General features: G+C 29.3%; 19 protein-coding genes and 1 pseudogene. 15 read left to right on the forward strand and 5 right to left on the reverse strand.

Annotation, left to right across the window (positions count from 1 at the left end):
- The first annotated feature begins 1 nt into the window (after position 1).
- The 9 genes from J2Z42_RS00710 (at position 2) to spo0A (ending at position 9,320) form a co-directional block, all read left to right on the forward strand.
- On the forward strand, positions 2-226 hold the full coding sequence (locus tag J2Z42_RS00710) for an exodeoxyribonuclease VII small subunit (RefSeq protein ID WP_209700444.1): 225 nt from the start codon (positions 2-4) through the stop codon (positions 224-226).
- A gap of 3 nt (positions 227-229) precedes the next feature.
- Positions 230-1,120, forward strand: coding sequence for a polyprenyl synthetase family protein (locus J2Z42_RS00715; protein WP_245331405.1), 891 nt, complete (start codon positions 230-232; stop codon positions 1,118-1,120).
- Between the two features lie 148 nt (positions 1,121-1,268).
- Positions 1,269-3,125 (forward strand): 1-deoxy-D-xylulose-5-phosphate synthase, encoded by a 1,857-nt coding sequence (dxs, locus tag J2Z42_RS00720; RefSeq protein ID WP_209700445.1) that lies wholly within the window; start codon positions 1,269-1,271, stop codon positions 3,123-3,125.
- Positions 3,126-3,136: 11 nt separating this feature from the next.
- Positions 3,137-3,961 (forward strand): TlyA family RNA methyltransferase, encoded by an 825-nt coding sequence (locus J2Z42_RS00725; RefSeq protein ID WP_209700446.1) that lies wholly within the window; start codon positions 3,137-3,139, stop codon positions 3,959-3,961.
- Positions 3,958-4,848: an NAD(+)/NADH kinase gene (locus J2Z42_RS00730; protein ID WP_209700447.1), complete on the forward strand. Its 891-nt coding sequence runs from the start codon at positions 3,958-3,960 to the stop codon at positions 4,846-4,848. The genes J2Z42_RS00725 and J2Z42_RS00730 overlap by 4 nt, the downstream gene beginning before the upstream one ends.
- Positions 4,808-5,260 (forward strand): arginine repressor, encoded by a 453-nt coding sequence (locus J2Z42_RS00735; RefSeq protein ID WP_209700448.1) that lies wholly within the window; start codon positions 4,808-4,810, stop codon positions 5,258-5,260. Before J2Z42_RS00730 ends, J2Z42_RS00735 begins: the two co-directional genes overlap by 41 nt.
- Positions 5,261-5,271: 11 nt before the next feature.
- Positions 5,272-6,969, forward strand: a complete 1,698-nt coding sequence (gene recN / locus J2Z42_RS00740; RefSeq protein WP_209700449.1) for a DNA repair protein RecN — start codon at positions 5,272-5,274, stop codon at positions 6,967-6,969.
- Positions 6,970-7,136: 167 nt separating this feature from the next.
- Complete coding sequence (spoIVB, locus tag J2Z42_RS00745) at positions 7,137-8,327, forward strand: SpoIVB peptidase (protein WP_209700450.1); 1,191 nt, start codon at positions 7,137-7,139, stop codon at positions 8,325-8,327.
- 174 nt (positions 8,328-8,501) lie between these two features.
- Complete coding sequence (gene spo0A / locus J2Z42_RS00750; RefSeq protein WP_209700451.1) at positions 8,502-9,320, forward strand: sporulation transcription factor Spo0A; 819 nt, start codon at positions 8,502-8,504, stop codon at positions 9,318-9,320.
- Positions 9,321-9,472: 152 nt separating this feature from the next.
- Here the strand turns inward: spo0A and J2Z42_RS00755 are convergent, their stop codons facing one another.
- Positions 9,473-9,868: an HsmA family protein gene (locus J2Z42_RS00755; protein ID WP_209700798.1), complete on the reverse strand. Its 396-nt coding sequence runs from the start codon at positions 9,866-9,868 to the stop codon at positions 9,473-9,475.
- Positions 9,869-10,104: 236 nt separating this feature from the next.
- Between J2Z42_RS00755 and J2Z42_RS00760 the strand changes: the two genes are divergently transcribed.
- From J2Z42_RS00760 to xerD, 4 genes are all read left to right on the forward strand, one after another.
- Entirely contained in the window at positions 10,105-10,287 is a 183-nt protein-coding gene (locus J2Z42_RS00760) for a hypothetical protein (RefSeq protein WP_209700452.1), read from the forward strand.
- A gap of 19 nt (positions 10,288-10,306) precedes the next feature.
- Complete coding sequence (locus tag J2Z42_RS00765) at positions 10,307-10,828, forward strand: NUDIX hydrolase (protein WP_209700453.1); 522 nt, start codon at positions 10,307-10,309, stop codon at positions 10,826-10,828.
- Positions 10,829-10,892: 64 nt separating this feature from the next.
- On the forward strand, positions 10,893-11,540 hold the full coding sequence (gene spoIIM, locus J2Z42_RS00770; protein WP_209700454.1) for a stage II sporulation protein M: 648 nt from the start codon (positions 10,893-10,895) through the stop codon (positions 11,538-11,540).
- 273 nt (positions 11,541-11,813) lie between these two features.
- Positions 11,814-12,692: a site-specific tyrosine recombinase XerD gene (gene xerD / locus J2Z42_RS00775; protein WP_209700455.1), complete on the forward strand. Its 879-nt coding sequence runs from the start codon at positions 11,814-11,816 to the stop codon at positions 12,690-12,692.
- A 1-nt stretch (position 12,693) separates the two neighbouring features.
- On the opposite strand, the gene J2Z42_RS00780 is transcribed toward xerD, so the two are convergent.
- Complete coding sequence (locus J2Z42_RS00780; RefSeq protein ID WP_245331406.1) at positions 12,694-14,058, reverse strand: DUF2334 domain-containing protein; 1,365 nt, start codon at positions 14,056-14,058, stop codon at positions 12,694-12,696.
- 198 nt (positions 14,059-14,256) lie between these two features.
- On the opposite strand from J2Z42_RS00780, the gene J2Z42_RS00785 reads away from it, so the two are divergent.
- The gene (locus J2Z42_RS00785) at positions 14,257-16,266 is read left to right on the forward strand and encodes a methyl-accepting chemotaxis protein (protein ID WP_209700456.1); all 2,010 of its coding nucleotides are present in this window, start codon (positions 14,257-14,259) and stop codon (positions 16,264-16,266) included.
- Positions 16,267-16,311: 45 nt separating this feature from the next.
- On the opposite strand, the gene J2Z42_RS00790 is transcribed toward J2Z42_RS00785, so the two are convergent.
- The gene (locus tag J2Z42_RS00790) at positions 16,312-17,232 is read right to left on the reverse strand and encodes a DMT family transporter (protein ID WP_209700457.1); all 921 of its coding nucleotides are present in this window, start codon (positions 17,230-17,232) and stop codon (positions 16,312-16,314) included.
- 95 nt (positions 17,233-17,327) lie between these two features.
- Here J2Z42_RS00790 and J2Z42_RS00795 point away from each other — a divergent pair, with 95 nt between their 5' ends.
- A complete protein-coding gene (locus J2Z42_RS00795; RefSeq protein ID WP_209700458.1) occupies positions 17,328-19,280 on the forward strand; it encodes a GTP-binding protein in 1,953 nt (650 codons plus the stop codon).
- A 25-nt stretch (positions 19,281-19,305) separates the two neighbouring features.
- On the opposite strand, the pseudogene J2Z42_RS14345 reads toward J2Z42_RS00795, so the two are convergent.
- Together J2Z42_RS14345 and J2Z42_RS00800 are read right to left on the reverse strand one after the other, a co-directional pair.
- Positions 19,306-19,514: pseudogene (locus tag J2Z42_RS14345) on the reverse strand (IS256 family transposase); the annotation flags it as partial.
- A 49-nt stretch (positions 19,515-19,563) separates the two neighbouring features.
- The gene (locus J2Z42_RS00800) at positions 19,564-20,301 is read right to left on the reverse strand and encodes a hypothetical protein (RefSeq protein ID WP_209700459.1); all 738 of its coding nucleotides are present in this window, start codon (positions 20,299-20,301) and stop codon (positions 19,564-19,566) included.
- Positions 20,302-20,311 lie beyond the last annotated feature (10 nt).

Consider the following 20,311-nt stretch of genomic DNA (forward strand, 5'->3'; position numbering starts at 1 on the left):
TGTGCCTAAAAAAAATGAAAGTTACGAAGATATGATGGTAAAACTTGAAGACATAGTGAGACAGATGGATGGAGATAAAATGCCGCTAAGTGACAGTATAAAAAAGTACGAAGAAGGAATGAAATTGTGTACTAAAATGTACAAAGTTTTAAAAGAGGCAGAAGGAAAAATAAATATTCTTACAGAAGAAGGAGAAAAAAATTTAAACTTTAAAGAGGGGAAATAAATTATGGAAAATGAAACTAAGGGGATAATTGACGAGTTAAAACAAAAAATAGATGTGTATTTGCATGATTATATGGAAGAAAAAGGTTCCTACAATAAAAAAATTTATGAATCAATGCAATATAGTTTGGATGCAGGTGGCAAGAGAATAAGACCTATGTTATTCTTACTTACCTATATGATGTATAATGAGAATTATGAAAATGTTATTGATATAGCTGCAGCTATTGAAATGATTCATACCTATTCGTTAATTCATGATGATCTTCCTGCTATGGATAATGATGATTTAAGACGTGGAAAGCCTACAAATCATAAAGTTTTTGGTGATGCAATTGCTGTACTTGCGGGCGATGGGTTATTAAATGAAGGTATGAATATTATGTTTAACCATTGTTTAAAAAATAATGATAAAAATAAGATAAAGGCCTGTAGTATAATTTCAGAGAGTTCAGGAGTAGAAGGTATGGTTGGTGGTCAAACTGTAGATATATTAAGTGAAAATATTAAAATACCAATAGACCAGCTTTATTATATGCACAGCAAAAAGACCGGAGCACTTATAAAAGCGTCTATAATATCAGCAGCTGTATATGCCGGGGCATCAGAAGATGAAATAGAAAAATTAAATTATTATGGTAAAAAACTTGGATTGGCGTTTCAGGTAAAAGATGATATATTAGATGTAACAGGTGATGCTAAGAAGTTAGGCAAAAAAGTAAAAAAAGATAAAAATAACAATAAGACAAATTTCATAACTACTTATGGATTGAATAAATGCATTGAAATGTGCAATTCAATTACTAGCGAGTGCATAGATGTACTTGGCAGAATAAATAGAAATACTAAAAACTTGGAAAAATTAACTTTATTTTTACTGGATAGAGAAAAGTAAATTTTAATATATCTTATTTTGAATATAAAAAAGGCTGTGATATAATAATTAATTGTAATATACTATCCTGAAGGTTTTTACATAAAACTTCAGGTTTTTATATTATTTGTAATAATTTTTATAGCTTTATTAAAAAGGATAGATGCATATGTATAGTTTACTCGATAATTATAAGGATATAAATCATATAAAAAAAATGAGTTTCCAGGAAAAAATCGAGATGGCAAAAGAAATAAGAAAATTTCTCATAGAAGAAGTTTCCAAAACGGGAGGTCATTTGGCATCAAATTTAGGAGTTGTAGAACTTACTATGTGCTTGTTTGATGTATTTGATTTTAACAAAGATAAAATAGTATGGGATGTAGGACATCAGTCTTATGTACATAAGATATTGACGGGAAGAAAAAATAAATTCAATACCCTAAGACAATTTGGGGGAATGAGTGGGTTTCCTAAAAGCTGCGAAAGCAAATATGATTTTTTTCAAACCGGTCACAGTAGTACATCCATATCTGCGGCACTTGGTATTGCAAGAGCCAGGGATATTCAAAACAAAAAATATGATGTAGTTGCAGTTATAGGTGATGGTGCTCTAACAGGTGGAATGGCACTAGAGGCTCTAAATGATGTTGGATATAGAAAAACTAAACTTATTATAATATTGAATGATAACCAGATGTCAATAGCCAAAAATGTGGGCGGTGTATCCAAGTATTTAAACAGATTAAGATTGGATCCTAAGTACAATAAATTTAAACAGGATATAGAAAATACAATTAAGAAGATCCCTAATATAGGAAATGGAATGGCCAAATATTTAGAAAAATTTAAGAACGGAATAAAACAAATGGTAGTTCCTGGAATGTTTTTTGAAGATATGGGATTAAAATATTTGGGACCTATAGACGGGCACAATATAAAAGAACTTACAAAAGTACTTAATTTGTCAAAAAAGATAAATGGTCCAGTAGTTATACATGTGATTACAAAAAAAGGCAAAGGATATGAATTTGCAGAAAAAAATCCGGGAAAGTTTCATGGTATAGGACCATTCAACTGTTCTAATGGTGAGATAGCAGTTTCTTCTTCAGAAACATATTCTAAGGCTTTTGGAAAAGAAGTAGTAAAATTAGCAGAGAAGGATAATAGAATAGTTGCAATAACAGCAGCAATGAGGGATGGAACCGGACTTAAAAATTTTTCCGATAAATTTCCAGATAGGTTTTTTGATGTTGGAATAGCGGAACAACATGCAGTAACTTTATGCGGCGGGATGGCAAAAGAGGGGCTCAAGCCTATATTTGCGGTATATTCAACCTTTCTTCAAAGGGCATATGATCAGTTAATTCATGATATATGCATACAAAAACTACCTGTAACATTTGCTGTTGACAGGGCAGGAATTGTTGGAGCAGATGGAGAAACACACCAGGGTATATTCGACCTTTCATATTTGACACAGATGCCAAATATGATTGTTATGTGTCCAAAGTGTACTGATGAAATAGCTTGTATGCTTAAGTTTGCATTGAAACAAAATGCACCTGTGGCTATAAGATATCCTAGAGGTGGAGACTCTGTATATTTGAATCCTATAAAAAATCTAAAACTAGGTAAATGGGAAAAATTAATAGGAAATGGGAAAATAGCCCTCATTGCAGAGGGAAAAATGCTTCAGCATGCCATTTTAGCTAGAGAAAAATTGATTGATTTGGGAATTGATGTAATTGTTATAAATGCTTGTTTTGCAAAACCTATAGATAAAGAAATGCTGGAGGATTTAGTGAAAAAAAATATAAACATAGTTACTATAGAAGATAATGTAATAAGAGGTGGAATGGGATCTTACATATTAGAATATATAAATACATTAGACAATAAAGTAAAAGTGTTGAATCTTGGATATAAGGGCTTTGTTCAGCATGGAAAGCCTGATATATTATATAAATTATATGGATTGGACGCCGATGGAATTAAAAATAGTGTGTTGAAAATTTGTAAATAAAGGAGCTAATTATGGCAGGTACAAAAGAAAGATTGGATTTACTTTTAGTTGAAAAAGGAATATTTGAGTCCAGACATAGAGCACAGGCAAGCATAATGGCTGGAGAAATATTTGTAGATGGAAACAGAGTCGATAAATGTGGTGAGAAAATTAAAATTTCTGCCAATATAGAGTTTAAAGGAAACAAGCTGCCATTTGTAAGTCGTGGAGGATTAAAATTAGAAAAAGCTGTCAATAATTTCAATATAGATTTAAAAGAAAAAACCTGTCTGGATATTGGGGCATCAACTGGAGGATTTACAGATTGTATGCTTCAAAATGGGGCAAGCAAAGTGTACTCGATAGATGTAGGCTATGGACAGTTTGCATGGAAGCTTAGAATAGATAAAAGGGTAGTTTGTATGGAAAGAACTAATATAAGATATGTAAAGTTTGAGGACATAGGTGAATATGCGGATTTTGCAAGTATAGATGTGTCTTTTATATCTTTAAAAAAGGTCATTCCGTCAGCTTTGAATCTATTAAAAGATGATGGAAAAATAATGGCACTTATAAAGCCGCAGTTCGAAGCTGGAAGAGAAAAGGTTGGAAAAAAGGGTGTTGTTAGAGATAAATCAGTACACGTAGAAGTTATACAGGGAGTAGTGGATTTTATACAAGACAATGGGGTTAAAATAATATCCTTAGATTATTCACCTATAAAAGGCCCTGAAGGCAATATAGAGTATCTAATTTATTTTACCAAGGATAAAAATTTTAGTGAATCCTTTAAAAGAGAAGACGTTTTATACAAAGTTAATTTAGCTCATCATGAGTTAAATGGGGAGGAGCTATGAAAAATATAGGAATTAATGTAAATACTACTAAAGACCCTGAAAATAAAATGGTAGATTTTATTATAAAAACTATATACAATGTAAATAAAGATGTAAATATAAAAATTTATAAAGATTGTGAAGGTCTAAATACTCAGGAAAGTGACAAATTGGATGTTATAATAGTCCTTGGTGGAGATGGAACGATACTTAATACTTCAGAGAATATACTGGAGTCAGATACACCTATACTTGGAGTAAACATAGGACACCTGGGATTTTTAACCCAAATAGAAGTGAATAATATAGAAATTGCATTAGATAAATTGTTTAAAAAAGATTATGTAATACAAGATAGGACTATGATTGAATGTAGTCTTGATGATGGTGATAAAATTGAATCTTATTATGGATTAAATGATGTTGTAGTTTACAAGGGAATAAAGAACAGCATACAAAAATACGATGTATTTATAGACAATAAGTTTTATAATGAGTTTAGTGCTGATGGAATTATAGTGTGTACATCTACAGGCTCTACTGCATATAATTTGTCTGCAGGAGGTCCTATAATTCATCCATCTTTGGATGCTTTTTGTGTAACTCCAATGTATTCTCAATACCTTACAGCTAGGACCATTGTACTTAACAATAATAGTATAATAACTGTAAAAATCAAAAATGAAAGCGAAAATTTGTTTTTATCAATAGATGGAAGAGACTGGATTGTTATCAAAGGATCGATTGGTATAAATATAAAAAAATCTAAATATAAAAGAAAATTAATTAAATTCAACAACAATTCTTTCTTTAAAACCCTGAGAGAAAAAATTACTTTTGGTGGAAAAGAATATGAAGGTGATATATATGAAAGTGACAAGGCACACAAAAATACTTCAAATTATTAATTCAAGAGATATAGAAACACAAGAAGATCTGGCTGAAGAGCTTAGAAAAGGTGGAATGAATGTAACTCAAGCTACTGTATCAAGGGATATAAAAGAACTAAAACTTATAAAAGTGCTATCTGAAAATGGCAAGTATAAATATGCCACTATAAATCATGGCCAAAAATCTCTTCCAAATAAGTTGGCTGTTATATTTTCACAAACAGTTATAGGCATAGAGAATGTGGAAAATTTTGTGGTGATAAAGACTATATCGGGTTCTGGTGCTGCAGCAGCAGAGGCTATAGATTCTTTGAATTTTAGTGGAGTGGCTGGTTCTATAGCTGGTGATAATACTATATTTGTCCTTGCAAGAGATAAGGAGAGTGCCAGAAATATAACTCAAAAAATGAAAAAAATGATTTCTGATTAGGAGAATTACTTATGCTTCTTCAATTAAATATAAAAAATTTTGCACTTATAGAGAATTTAACAATATCTTTTGGCCCAGGTTTTAATGTCCTTTCAGGTGAGACAGGAGCTGGTAAGTCCATACTTATTGATGCTATAAACTATATTCTTGGCAGAAAATTTAACAAAGACATGATAAGAACAGGAGAAAATAAAACATTTGTTGAAGCTGTATTTACTATTGAAAATCCAAGAACAAGAGATGCCTTAAATCTAAAAGAAATAAGTTTTGACGAAGGACTTGTAATCATAAGCAGGGAAACTTTTCAATCAGGTAGAAGTATTGCAAAAGTAAATGGTAAGTCTATTTTGCTTTCAGATCTCAAAGATATTACATGTACCATTTTAGATATACATGGACAACATGAAAACCAAAACTTATTATCAGAAGAGAATCATATGGACTACCTGGATGATTATGGTGAAGGTTCAATTAAACATTTAATTGAGCTTTATTTAAAAGACTATGATAAATTAAAAAAAGTTAAAAATAAGATACATAAACTTTCTGGCGATGGCGGAGATGGAAAAAAATTAGGTGACTTTTTAAAATATCAGATAGATGAGATTAATTCTGCAAATTTAAAAGAAGAGGAAGAAAATGAATTAAACAAGAAATTTGACATATTATCACATTCAGAGAAGATAAGCAATATCTTAAATAAATGTTATAATTCATTATATGGTGGGTTTGAGAATAAAAGTTCTGTATATGATGAGATTGGCAATGTAATAAAAGATATATCTTCTATAAAAGATATTAATTCCAAAATAAAAAATATAAATAAACTTTTGGAAGATGCATATTATAATATAGAAGAAGCTATAGAAGAGACAAGGGATATAATTTCAAATGTAAGTTATGATGAAAAGGAACTGGAATACATAAATACTAGAATATATGAAATTAGCGGATATAAAAAGAAGTATGGAAATACTATAAAGGATATACTTGACTATAAAGACAAAATACAAAAAAGGTATAATGAAATAATAAACAGTGACCATATAGTAGAAGAATTGAAAAAAAATAAGGAAGAAATTGAAAAGAGTCTGAGAATTAAAGCTAATGACATTCATTGCAAAAGATGCAGTATTGCAAAGGAATTAGAAAAAAATGTGAAGGAAGAATTAAATTTTATAGGTCTTGAAAAAAGCGTATTTAAAATAAAAATTGAACTTACTTCTGAGTTTACGGAAAAAGGTATGGATAAAGTTCAATTTTATATATCTACAAATCCTGGAGAACCTTTAAAACATCTTGAAAAAGTTGTATCCGGTGGAGAACTTTCAAGAATAATGCTAGCACTGAAAACGGTATTTGTTGATAAGGATAGAATACCTTCTGTAATATTTGATGAAATAGATACGGGTATAAGTGGAAGAATAGCTCAATGTGTAGCTGAGAAAATGTATGCTATATCAAAAAAACATCAGGTTCTTTGTGTAACTCATCTGCCGCAGATAGCATCTATGTCGGATGTTCACTATCTGGTTTCAAAAGAAGTTTATAATGACAAAACATATACACGGATTAGAAAACTGGATAATAAGGAAAAAGAGTATGAACTTGCAAAGATGGTGGGAGGTTCAGAAGTTACTAAAATAACTTTGGCTCATGCAAAAGAGCTTGTAAAAATGGCAAATTTAAAAAAAGTAAAAATTATATAAATTGTTTTTATATATTTTAAAGGGAAAATCGCTTAGTATTAGGATATTAAAGCGATTTTTTTTGCAAAAAATTAGATTTAAATGAAAGTATATAATAGCATAATAAAATATTTAAAAGGGCAACTTAAAAATAGAAAAAAAGTAATGCAGACAGGAGGCAATAGAGCATGGAAAAAAAATCAAAAAAAATGCTGTACTATATGTTAATTCCTATGCTGTTTATTATGCTATTTATTTATTACGAATTTAAAAATATACCTACAGTTATATTTTTGAAGGAAAATCAGAGTATAAAACAAAATATTTTTTTAAAAGTAAATGGAAATAAAAAATCAAAAAAAAATGCCAGTATAAATTTACTTGGAATTGTTCCAGTGGGATCTGTATCCATAAAGCCAGTTAAAAGTGATATATTACTTTATCCTGGAGGGCAGCCAGTAGGAGTAAAGTTAAATACTAAGGGAGTATTAGTTGTGGCACTGTCTGATATTACTACAATTAAGGGTAAAGCTGCAAGCCCTGCTGCCGTAGCTGGAATACAAATAGGCGATAATATACTAAAAATGAATGAAACTATCATTAAGGATGCAGAACAGACTAAAAATATAGTAAATGAAAGCAATGGACAAAATATCACAGTTTTAATAGAAAGAAAAGGACAAAAATTAAAAAAAATAATAAAACCAGTAAAAAGTATGGATGGGGATAACTATAAAATAGGATTATGGATAAGAGATTCTACAGCTGGTATTGGTACTCTAACTTTTTATGACAAAAATAGTAAAATGTTTGCAGCTTTAGGTCACCCTATAATGGACATTGATACTGGAACTATATTAAATATAAATTCAGGTCAAGTAGTTTCTTCGTCAATTGTATCTGTGAAAAAAGGTATTAAGGGAAACCCAGGGGAGCTAAAGGGTATATTTGTAAATGAAGATTCTGTACTTGGAAATATATACAAAAACACTGAATGTGGTATATTTGGAAAAGGAAAGGATGAACTTCAAAACAATAGTGTAGCTCCTATGAAAATAGGACTTAGAAATGAAATAAAAGAGGGACCTGCAAAAATATTGACAACTATAGATAAGGATGGAGTCAAAGCATATGATATAAGAATAGATAAACTTCTAGCACAGGATTCACCTGGACCAAAAAGTATGGTGATAAAAGTTACTGATAAAGAATTGCTTGAAAAAACAGGAGGAATAGTTCAGGGAATGAGTGGAAGTCCTATAATACAAAATGGGAAAATAGTAGGAGCTGTTACGCATGTACTTGTAAATAAACCTGATGTTGGTTATGGCATATATATAGAATGGATGTTAAGTGATGCAAATCTATTGATGAAGTAAAAAAATAGAAATATAATATTACAGAATGGAAGATTGTTACATTCTGTAATATTTATATTTTACAAAATTATAAAAAAGTTTATTTTATAGGCAGGAATTAAAATTCTTTTGTCGAATTAATTAATTGTTAACAACTGGGAGTTAAGTTAATTAGTGAAAAAGGGGAGTAAAATGATGGAAGAATCAAAAATAAATGTAATTATTGCAGACGATAACAAAGAATTTTGTAATATTCTTAGCGATTATTTAGTAAACCAAAGAGATATTGTAGTTACAGGCATTGCAAAAGATGGACTAGAAGCATTGGAATTAATACAGGATAAAAAGCCAGATTTAGTAGTGCTTGATATAATTATGCCGCATCTTGATGGACTTGGAGTTTTAGAGAGATTAAATGGTATGAATATTGATCCTATGCCAAGAATAATTGTACTTTCAGCAGTAGGACAAGATAAAATAACTCAGAGAGCTATAACTCTGGGAGCTGATTATTATGTAGTGAAACCATTTGATATGGATGTGTTTACAAAAAGAATAAGACAGATGTTCAATAATGTAATAACAAACAGTAATGAAAGCAAAAAAGCCATATCGCTTTTAAATAATAATTCAGAGGTTAGATATTCAGGTAACAGTGCAGATAGCTTAGAACAGGAAATAACTGATATAATACATGAGATAGGTGTTCCTGCACATATAAAGGGCTATATGTACTTAAGGGAAGCAATAACCATGGTGGTGGACAATATGGAACTGCTGTCAGCTGTTACGAAGGAATTATATCCATCTATAGCAAAGAAATACAATACAACAGCTAGCAGGGTTGAACGTGCCATCAGACACGCAATTGAAGTGGCATGGTCAAGAGGCCAGATAGAAACTATAAATAAAATTTTTGGATATACTATACACAATGGAAAGGGCAAGCCCACTAATTCGGAATTCATAGCAATGGTAGCTGATAAATTGAGGCTAAAAAATAAGGTGAGCTAAATCAGCAATATTAATGCTTAACACATAGTTTATTTTTTTATGTTGAAACTTTGATTGAAAAAATGGACATAGATTTATTAATAGAAATTTATGAAAGTCTCCATTTACAATTATAGGTAAATGGAGACTTTTATCTATTTTTATAGAATTATTTAATGATGCATACCCATAATCATTCCGATACAATAAGGTATTAGCCAAATAAACCAAATTAGTATGCTGAATTTATGAAAGATCTTTTTCATATGTTCATTATTTCTTTTTAATATCCATGTTGCACATAAAGCATTAAATATCATTAGTATAATTGCGAAAATACCTGCTGTTTCATGTATTACAAGTTCAATTTCAGGAATTGTTTTTGTGACTGTCTTACTTATGTTACTCATGAGTAAAGTACCTGTACTGTCAAAGATTAAACCTAACCAAAATAAAATAACATGCCATTTTTTCAGTATACCTGATTTTTTTTCACCCCATACACCTAAAGTATATAATACTAGAGCTAGATTAGTTGTAATAATTGCATATAGTAATTCTGTATTCATCTCCAATAATATCCTCCATTTATTGTTTATTAATCAATTATATCATATCAAAGCATTTATTTTCAGTATATGATAGGATGTACGTTAATTTGGTGATAAAGCAGTTCTGGCAGATGGACATTAAATTTTAGGGCATTTTTAAAATAAAGGGATTATATAAAAAAACTAAATATGTTAATATATTTAATAATAAAACAAATAATAGTATCATAAGATTTAACAGGGAGGGATGCAATATGGGTAAAATAAAAATAGAATTGGAATTAGATGATATAAAAAGTATAAAGAATTTGATTATTAGCAGGGTTAATGAACTAAGAGATAAGATGTCAAATGATCCTGATAGGGAAGAAGAATTGAAACAAATTATAAGATATTACAAACAAATTGTAAGAGATATAGAAAATCAAATAGAATAGATTGCTGGAGGTATTACTTATGAAATTTGAAGAAAAAACAGTAGATAAAAAACTTTTATATAAAGGTAAAATTATTGAATTGAATTTGCACAGAGTAAAATTGCCAAATGGAAAAGAAAGCAGCAGGGAGATAGTAAACCATCCAGGTGGAGTAGCTATTTTAACTTATAAAAATGATGACACCTTAATTATGGTGGAACAATTTAGGAAACCTCTTGAAAAAACTATTCTTGAGATACCGGCAGGCAAGATGGAAAAAGGTGAAAAACCGGAAGTTTGTGGCAGGCGTGAATTAGAGGAAGAGACAGGATATAAGGCAAAAACTTTTAAATATTTAGGAAAGATAGTTACAAGTCCTGGTTTTTGTGACGAAGTAATATATATATATGAAGCAAGGGATCTATACAAAGGAAGAAATGACATAGCGGATGAGGATGAATTTATAAATTTAAAAGAAATAAAGACAGATAAAATAAAGGATATGATAAAATCGGGAGAAATAATAGATGCCAAAACAGTAAGTTCTTTTATGTTTATTTAACATAGTCATATAACTCTTTTGATAATCATAAAATAAATAGAGATTAACAAAAGGGGGATGAATTATGCTGGATGGCAAAATACCTAACTTGATAAATGAACATGTTAAAAATAACTTCTGGCTTTATGTAATAAGTCTTTTATGTTTCTGTACTGGTATAGTACTTGGCATATATAGTGTCAGATACATGGGAGGATTTGAAAAAAATGATCTTTTGAGTTACCTGAATAGTTTTAAAAGCAGTTTGGGATCAGGCAGTATAAATTATAAGGCTATATTTATAGAAACAGTTAAAATTAATATTCCAATAATTTTAGCTATATGGTTCCTTGGACTTACGATTATTGGAATACCGGTTATACTGGTTATAGATGTAATAAAAGGATTTACTATTGGTTTTGCTTCAAGTTTCATAATAAATGAAATGGCAATTAAAGGAATATGGTTTGACCTTTTAGCTATAGTTCCTCAAAATATAATATATGTACCATGTATAATATTCTCATCCGTACTTGCTATGGAGTTTTCACTCAATATGTTGAAAGACAAATCAAGCAGCAAATGGAAAACATATATGTTATTTAAACTCACAACATATTCTATGGCATTTTTAATTGTTATAACTGTAATGTGTATAGGATTTGTTATGGAAGTATATCTTACTCCTAACATGATGAAATTAATTGTATTGAATCAGGGAATGTTATTATGATATTAAATAGAAAAGTTACAAGCTTTATAATTATAATTTTAAAATGTTTTTTTATACTTATTTTCTTTGGGATAATTCTACCAAGGGCATTAGATTATACATTATATTATTTTATAATTAAGCCAAAGATCTATCAAAATAGCATTTTTGTGTACAGTATATTTAACAAAAACTTTAATATACTGTATAATTATACTATTATATTTAATCAGTTTCTAAAATTTTAATTTCGTGTAATATATCTATCTTTAATCCTGAAGAGTGGTGATAGCTTTGAATAAACTTTTGCTTAATTATGTCTGCGAACTTCAAAAAAAACAGATATCGAAAAATACCTTGGAAGCATATGTAAGAGATATAAGCAGATTTTGTGATTTTATAAAAAATAGAGATGAGGATATAAAAAACATAGAGGTAGTTTCTGTAATGGCATATGTACAATATTTGCAAAAAGAAGGCAGGGCAGTCTCATCAATAGTTAGGAATATAGTTTCGCTTAGAAGCTTTTATAAATATCTTATGATTAAAGGAATTGTGAATGAAAATCCGGTATTGTATTATGACATGCCAAAGGTAAAACACAATATACCTAAGATATTGACTATTGAAGAAGTAGATAGATTGCTTTCATCACCTGATATAAATAAGAATAAAGGTGTAAGAGATAAAGCAATGCTTGAGACCATGTATGCAACAGGCATGAAAGTTATGGAACTGTTAAATTTAACTATATATGATATAAATTTAAAACTTTGTTATGTTAAATGTAAAAATTCTAGAAATCAAGAGAGAATAATACCCGTAGGATCTGTAGCTGTTAAATATTTAAAAAAGTATTTAGATGTAAGGACAAGACTTAATGTATATAAACTTGACTTGCTTTTTTTAAATTTAAGAGGAGTAAAAATGAGCAGACAGGGTTTCTGGAAAATAGTAAAATATTATGCTAAAAAAGCAAATATAGATAAAAACATAAATGCTTTCACCTTAAGACATTCTTTTGCAGTCCATTTGCTTCAAAATGGGGCAGATATTAGGTCTGTTCAAGAACTTTTAGGGCACAAGGATCTATCTGCCACCGAAATATATGAGTCTATCTTAAAGAAAAATAAAATTGCAGAAGTATATAAGAAAGCCCATCCGAGGGCATAGATCATTTATATTTGTTGACAAAAGTATCTATACTGCAAAATTTATAATTCCTTTTTTCGAATTCATCTACTATTTGATGAAGTGGTGAATTTATTGAATAAGTATAAGTAGGATATCCATTTTTATTCCTATTTAAGTTTATATATTGAAATTCAATTGGTGGATGATAAAATAAGCTGGCAGTAGAGTTATTATCCATCTTTTTTATCTTATTCAGCATGTTTTTGCAATCATTTGCACCATCTACGTATCCAAGTGGGGTTGGAACATATACAGCTTTTCTATTGCTTTCATTAAATTTTATGATATTTTTGCATTCGGTAAGTCCTCCGTTTTCTGAATAGGGCTCATACATATAGTTAAAAAATTTTTCTATTGCTTTCATCTGAGGCGGCAATATAGCATAATGAGGTGCCTCGAAGAAATTACAGTTTATATTAAATTCATGTGCGGTTTCTAAAGCTTTGTTTATCCTATCCTCTGCATATTCTGTATCTTCAGGAATAGTGTCTTTTCTTCCCATATGAAATTCTATTGAATCAATACTTTTAGTATTTTTATATTGATGGGTATATCCGTGAAGACCAATTATTCCATTTCTACTTATCATATAATCTAAAGTAAATAAAAAATCGGCATTAAACATATTATAGTTTTTTAATAAATTATTATCTATATTTTTAGATGGATCTACATATCTTGGAACCCAGGCGACATGAAAGACAGCGTGTTTATTGTACAAATAGTCAGTAATTATTCTTAATTTTTCTAAAGTATCATGAGAATTGTAAGCCCCACCGGCTGTAACATCCTCTAATCTAATTAAAGCTGCTTTTTTTTCATCAAGTGAACTATCTATAAGAATATTTTCTCTATTTTTATAAAAATCAATTTCTGAATTTTTCTCATTCCAGTAGGTTTTTAAATTAAATATATTTGTAAAGTCAAACATGGATATGTATATAATATTTTTCTCCAAAAAAATCTTATGTCTTAAATTATATGTTTTATTATTTTCCATGTAAGTATTTCCCTTGATATCGATAAATGAATTTATTGAGTTAAAGGTTAAGTTTAACTTATTATTTGTTCTTGTAAGAGTTCCTCCAAAGTTTGAGATTACGTCATTTAGTGGTATGTAATATATGTTATTTTTCATACCTATCGGCAAATTAAATTTAATTTTTTTGTTTTCATAAGATAAATTTATATCAAGTTTTTGCATATTTAATTGGCTTAAAGAAAATTGATTGTTGTTGGATGAATTTGAATTACCCCTGACAGTTAATATATTTTTTCTTAAAATAATTAAACACAGTATAAGAACAACAGCAATTGAAAAAATAATAAATTTATGTTTATTCATAATATCATTCCTTTCAATAGTTATACTTAAAAGTATTTATTTGTATAAAATAATAATATTAGCAATTTACAATATTACACAATTATAACATCTAATATAAAATTTTTCTATAAAAATAAAGTTTTATAGTATATGAACCGAAGAATTATATGTATTGTATATTTTATGACAAATAAAAAGGAAGGGGTTACTTACTGGATGTTTAACTTTAAAAGTATTAAGACAAAATTAATAATAATAATTTCTTTAGTATCAACAATATTATTATGTACAATGGGAATATCAATTTATGAAAAATCCAACGAAATTTTATATGAAAAATTTCAAGATAGTTCAAAACAAATTGCCATAAATGTAAACCATTCTATAAAAGAATTTTTAGGAGGCATGGAAAGTGAAACCAAGTTAATTTCTAATAACAGTGCATTAGAAAACTTGGATATAAACAATCAGGGAAGTAGAAATAATGCTGTAGAATTACTTCAAAATACAAAAAATAGTAATGAAAGTATAGTTAGTACATATATCGCTGATAAAAATGGGGACAGATTAAAATATGATGGAAACTTGAGAAATGTATCAGGTGAATATGATGCAAGGCAGAGGCCATGGTATAAGGAAGCTATAAGCAAAAAAGGACAGGTTATATGGACTGAACCTTACAAGGACGTCAATACTTCTAAAATAATGATTACAGTAGCCAGAAGTGTAGAAAAAGATGGAAATATAATAGGAGTAGCGGCTATTGATGTTTCACTTGAGAAATTATCTAAAGATATATCTAATATAAAAGTGGGAAGAACAGGATATGTATGTATCATGAATAAAGATGGAACAATAATTTCACATCATGATTTGAAGCAAATAGGTAAAAAGAGTGACATTAAAAAGAACGATTGGAATTATATCATATCCAATAATACTGGCTATTTTAAGGAGAATTATGGAATAACAAATAAGCTATATGCATATGATACAAATAATGAAAATTCATGGAAAATTGTAAGCATTGCTAATGGTGATGAGTTGACTTATGATACTGCAGTTATAAGGAAATTTATTTTATTTTCAGCCATTGTAGGTATAATTATATCTGTAATTATATCGATTTTGATCGGCAATTTTGCACAGGGCATTTTGAAAAAATTAAAATCCATGGTAGAAGAAATAGGTGACGGGAATTTTAGTATTTCTATTCCAGAGGAACTTTTGAATAGAAAAGATGAATTTGGAAGAATAGCCAAGCATGTTGATAATATGAAAGCTAATGTTAAAGGATTGGTTTTAGAGGTAAAGAAAAATTCTATTAATATAGAAGAACGATCTGAAAACTTGAATGCTGTATCTGAAGAAATGTCAAGTTCTTCACAGGAAGTATCTGCTGCAGTTCAGGGAGTAGCAAAATCAGCTGAAAATGAACAACATTATGTGGATAGCATGATTGGTTTATTGAATGATATAAGTGAAAACATGAAAAATATGAAAGAAAAACTTTCACTTGCAAATGCAAGTTCTGATGATGCAACAAATAAGGCGAAATCAGGGAAAGATGAAATAAATTCACTAAAAGAAGCTATAAATAATGTAAAGGCATCATTTGAGGTGGTTTTAAATAAAGTCAATAAACTTACTATGTCTATTGAGCAAATTAGTGACATAAATAACGTTATAGCAGAAATAGCGAATCAGACAAATCTACTAGCTTTAAATGCTGCTATTGAAGCTCAGAGGGCAGGCGAATCAGGAAAAGGTTTTTCAGTAGTATCTCAGGAAATAGGAAAATTGGCTGATGAATCTGAGGATTCTGCTAAAAAAATAAATGCCTTGATTAATTCGATAAATAATGATTCAAAAGAAGTTATCGAAAATTCAATAAAAGCTAAGAGTACAGTAGATAAACAAAATTCAGTGGTAGAAAATGCAATAAAATCTTTCGATATTATAGTTAATTCAATTGAGAAAGTTACGCCGCTAATTAATCAAACTTACTTATGGGCAAATAATACTGAAGAATCAAGAAATAAATTTATAGATACCATGAACAAATTTGGTGGATTAATAGAAAATACTACAGCGTCCACAGAGGAAATAGCAGCATCTTCAGAGGAAGTTAGTGCATCTACACAAGAAGTAGCATCATCTGCGGAAAATTTAAATTCTACAGCAAAGAAATTAGTTAATGCTGTTGGCAAATTTAAAGTTGAATAAACTAAATAAAACAGAGGACTGGACTTATAAAATCTAGTCCTTATTTTATTTTGAATTGCTGTTTACTATATATATTCCTATACATACAAGAATAAGAGCTGCAGCATTTTTCAAATCTAGAATTCTCTCACCTAAAAATATTGAAGATAATATGGCGCCCGATATAGGTATTATGAAATTAAATATTGATATTGAACTTACTTTATTGTATTTCAAAAGTAATGTCCAAAGTGAAAAAGCTACTGCTGAAAGTAAAGCTAGGTACAGTAAAATCATAGTTGATGGCAATGTAAAATTAGTAATGTATCCTTTATTGAATGTACCTATAATAATAAGAAAAATACCACCTATTAATAGCTGGTATCCAGTTACTAGTATTACATCAATTGTCTCAGAAAGTTTTTTGCTGTAAATTGACGAGGCTGAAAAAATAAAGGCAGCCATAATGATAAATCCATCTCCCAATATATTAAAATTAAAATTTAAAAGTTTAGAACTGAAATTTATTATGAATACACCAATAAATCCAAGTAAACATCCAATAGCTTTTTTAGCATCTACTTTATCATCTGCATATAAGAAATGAGCTAGTATAACACTAAAGAACGTAGACGTTGCATTCATTATAGAGCCTTTTATACCAGTTGTATTAGCAAGTCCAATGTAGAAAAATATATATTGAAAAGTTGTCATAGTTAATCCAAGCATTACAACTTGTCCTATATTTTTCTTCGTTAGAGAAAATATATTTTTACCATGAATCAGAGGTATAATTAAAACCATAATTCCTGCAATTGCAAATCTATATCCAGCAAAGGAAAGCTCTGAAAATACATCATTTTGGGCTATTTTAAATAAAGCATAGCCACTTTTAACTCCAGGATAAGCACTTCCCCAAAGTATGCAGCAAATAGATGCAATTAGTACTACCATTTTTCTGTTTGTAAGTAATTTTTTATTGTCCATTTTTTCAAGTCCTTTCTCTAATTAACGAATATATTATACTACTTATGTTAAAATAAAATAAATAGCTGTAAGCAATATGAGGAGGAAACAAAAAAGTGAATAAAACTATTGGATTGTTTGCTCATGTAGATGCAGGGAAAACTACATTTGCAGAGCAAATTCTTTATCATACAAAAAGCATTAGAAGTAGAGGAAGAGTTGATCATAAGAACTCTTTTTTAGATAGCAATAAAATAGAGAAAGAAAGAGGAATTACGGTATTTTCAGGTGAAGCCGTATTTAAATATAAATCTTCAACATATTATTTGATAGATACTCCAGGACATGCTGATTTTTCTCCGGAAATGGAGAGAACAATTGAGATTATGGATTATGCTATTTTAATAATGAGTGCTGTAGAGGGAGTTCAAGCTCAAAGTGAAATAATATGGGATCTTCTTAGAAAACATAAAGTACCCACTATTTTATTTATAAACAAAATGGATAGAGAAGGTGCTAATGTTGAAGCTGTAGTAAATAAGATTAAAAGTGACTTAAGTGAAGATGTTTTTTATTTAGATGAAAATTTCAATTTTGAAAAATTAGAAGATAATGATGTAGAGTTTATTGCAGAGAGAGATGAATCTCTTCTTGAAATATACCTGGAAAGTGGGTATAAAAACACTATATGGAGGAATTATCTAAAGAAAATGATAGCATCTAATAAAATATTTCCGTGTATGAGTGGATCAGCACTTAATAATATTGGAATAGAAGATTTTTTGGAAAAATTAGATGAAATCACTTTTACAAATTATAATGATAATGAAAATTTTAGTGGGATTGTATATAAGATTAAGTATGATGACAAAAATAAATTGACTTATATAAAGATACTAAAGGGCATTTTAAAAGTAAAACAAGAAATAAAAGTATGGAAATTCTCTGAATATCAATATGAAAAAGTTAATGAGATAAGAGTTTACAATGGAAATAAATTTGAATCAAGAGATGAAGCATATGCGGGAGAAATTGTTGTATTAACTGGACTTTCAAATTCTACAATAGGATATGGAGTTGGAGATTTAAATAAAAAAGTTGCTTATGATATGGTTCCTACAATGAAATCGAAAGTTATATTTGATGAGAAGATAAATGTAAAAGATGTACTGGCTTATTTTAAAATTTTGGAATCAGAAGATCCTTCACTTCAGGTTATGTGGGATGAAAGTTTGTCACAAATAGAAATTCATATTATGGGAAAAATTCAGCTGGAGGTTTTAAAAGAACTGATCATGGAAAGATTTGGTTTGCATACGGAATTTGGAACCCCTGAAATTTTATATAAAGAAACTATTCTGAATGAATCCATAGGATATGGACATTTTGAACCTCTGAGACATTATGCAGAGGTAAATATCAAACTGGAACCGGGAAAGAGGAATAGTGGAATTACTTTTAAAAGCCTCTGTCGTGTAGATAACTTAAGTATAAATTATCAAAATTTAATAAAAAAACATATTTATGAAAGGGAACATCACGGTATACTTACAGGATCACCTCTAACAGATATAAAGATAACATTGTTAAATGGAAGATCTCACATCAAGCATACTTCAGGTGGAGATTTTAGAGAAGCAACTTACAGGGCAATAAGACATGGGCTTGAAAGTGCAAGGAATGTACTGCTTGAGCCTTATTATTGCTTTAAAATTAAAGTAGATATAGATTATATGGGAAGGGTGATTTCCGATATACAAAAGTTAAGTGGTTCTTTTGAAACTCCAGAAACTTATCATAATAAAGTTATTATAAAAGGAAGAGGACCTGCAGCAACTTTTATGGATTATGGCATGGAGTTTGCATCTTTTACAAAAGGCAGAGGAAAGATTAACTTTACATTTGATGGTTATGATATATGTCATAATGAAGAAGAAGTTATAAAGAAGATAGGATATAATAAAGATGCAGATATTGAATATACAGCTGCTTCAATATTTTGCTCTAAAGGACAGGCGTTCCTAGTAAGAGGAGATAAGGTAAAAGAATATATGCATTGCTTGAAATAAGGAGAATATAGATATATTTCTTTGCCTATTTTATTTTTAAACATGATAATTGGACTAATGTTATTCCAAAATTTACGATTGGAGAAGTTCATTTTTCATGATTTGTTCAGTAGCTAGGTAAAGAGATTTTTTGAGGGCTTCATCAGCTGAAAAAATAATTCTCGTTTTTGTGAGGTTTCTAAGCTGTCTATTGAAGCCCTCCAATGCATTTACAGTATAGGTAATTATTCTAATACAAGCTAGATGATTTTAATGGCAATTTCATTGACTTATATTGAATTTGCTATTTTTCTGTATCAAATAATAAACTTGCCAAATGTTTTGCTTGTTTTCCACCAAGTTTAAGTCCGTTGACACAATAATGGCAGTATGCAACAACCTTATCAGTAGCGATTTTTTTACAGTGTTCTCTCATTAATTGTATTTGATCTTCTTTAGTGTGTGAAATAAATTTCCCATTTGCATGTTCTATAAATCTTTTTGGAGCCAAATTTAAATTCCGTTTTGGCGATGGTTTATATAAAGATATACCACAAAACTGTGTTTTTTCATAATTTTCTTTTTGTTCTATAATATCTACATTCATTTTGTTTAACAATGCGCGGACAGCCTCTTGCTCTGAACGATTATCATAAGAACGCCAACAATCTTGTACAGTCATTTTTTCATGTGAATAATCAGGAAACGGAAATTTTGTATCTTGCAAAATAAGTTCCCACAGCGAAATTCTTTTCACTTCAGGTGTAGTTTCTTGAAAAATAGCAGCACAATTATGGCAGACATATACCATTATATTATCTGAAGTAAAATTTTTGAAATCGGGAGTATCTTCCCAGCGAGACTGCAACCATTCTGGCATTTCAGATGTAAATTCTTTCAGCTTGTATTTTGGAACACAGCACCTTATTATCTGCATATGAAATCGCTTTTTTAGATAATCTTGAATTTTCACACTTAAAGCTGGATTTTCTCTAGTAAAAACACAGCTTGCCACATATATGTAGTTCTTAAAATCTGTCATTACAATTCCT

Origin of the sequence: Clostridium algifaecis, assembly GCF_017874415.1 — a bacterium.
In the GTDB taxonomy this organism is placed as follows: Bacteria; Bacillota; Clostridia; order Clostridiales; family Clostridiaceae; genus Clostridium_B; species Clostridium_B algifaecis.